The following is a 1,063-nucleotide window of genomic DNA, read 5'->3' on the forward strand; positions in this document are numbered from 1 at the left end:
CAACCTTTTCCGGTGTGTCGAGGATCAGCCTGCCCTGCATCTGGCCGCCGGTGCAGCGCAGCGCGGCGGCGGCCAGCACGCCCTCGGGTGCTCCGCCAGTGCCGAGATAGATATCGATGCCGGTTTCTTCCGGATCCGTGGTGTGGATGACGCCGGCGACATCGCCGTCGCCGATCAGCCGGATCGCGGCACCCGTGGCGCGCACGGCATCGATCAGCTTGGCATGACGTGGCCGGTCGAGGATACAGGTGGTGATGTCCGAAATAGCCACGCCCTTGGCGCGGGCGAGGCTGGCGATGTTTTCGGCCGGTGAGGCATCGATATCGATGACGCCGTCCGCATAGCCCGGACCGATGGCGATCTTGTCCATGTAGACATCGGGCGCAAACAGCAGGCTGCCCTTTTCGGCGATGGCGATGACGGCGAGCGCATTGGGCAGGTTCTTGGCGCAGATCGTCGTGCCTTCGAGCGGATCGAGCGCGATATCGACCGCCGGACCTTTGCCGGAGCCGACTTCTTCGCCGATATAGAGCATCGGCGCTTCATCGCGCTCGCCCTCGCCGATCACCACCGTGCCCCTGATGGAAAGCCGGTTGAGTTCCTGGCGCATGGCATCCACGGCGACCTGGTCGGCCGCCTTTTCGTCGCCGCGCCCACGCAGCCTGGCGGCCGCGACGGCGGCCCGTTCGGTGACGCGCACCAGTTCCATGGTGAGTATCCGGTCAAGGCCGGCGACGATGTTCTGGGCCACATTCATCTGGTGATTTCCTCGTTGGCAATGCGGCCTCCCGCCGGAGGCGGGCCTGTTTTGTCAAACGAGCATGACAACGGCAAGACCTGCCACGAATATTATCGAATATCCAACAATATCAATCGATTAAACTACGTCTTGAAACACGACCGGCCCGATCGCCACGCGCCGGGCCAGTCTTAAAACGGTGAGAATGGCGGCCTTCGCGGCCTAAAAAACCGCGAGGTATTTGAGCAGCGAAATGATGCCGATGATGATGACGATGACCTGAACTATTTGTCTCATCCGGCCATCGAGCGGCAGGCGTTGAAC

General features: G+C 62.3%; 2 protein-coding genes. Both read right to left on the reverse strand.

What is annotated here, in order from left to right:
• Nucleotides 1–757, reverse strand: a 757-nt coding sequence (gene glpX / locus EN969_RS32565) for a class II fructose-bisphosphatase (RefSeq protein ID WP_127419810.1), incomplete at its 3' end; no start/stop codon positions are given.
• 204 nt (nucleotides 758–961) lie between these two features.
• The coding region (locus EN969_RS36825; RefSeq protein WP_348632429.1) for a Thivi_2564 family membrane protein at nucleotides 962–1,063 on the reverse strand (102 nt) is incomplete at its 5' end.

The sequence above is a fragment of the Mesorhizobium sp. M7A.F.Ca.CA.003.01.2.1 genome (genome assembly GCF_003998945.1).
Lineage (GTDB): Bacteria > Pseudomonadota > Alphaproteobacteria > Rhizobiales > Rhizobiaceae > Mesorhizobium > Mesorhizobium ciceri.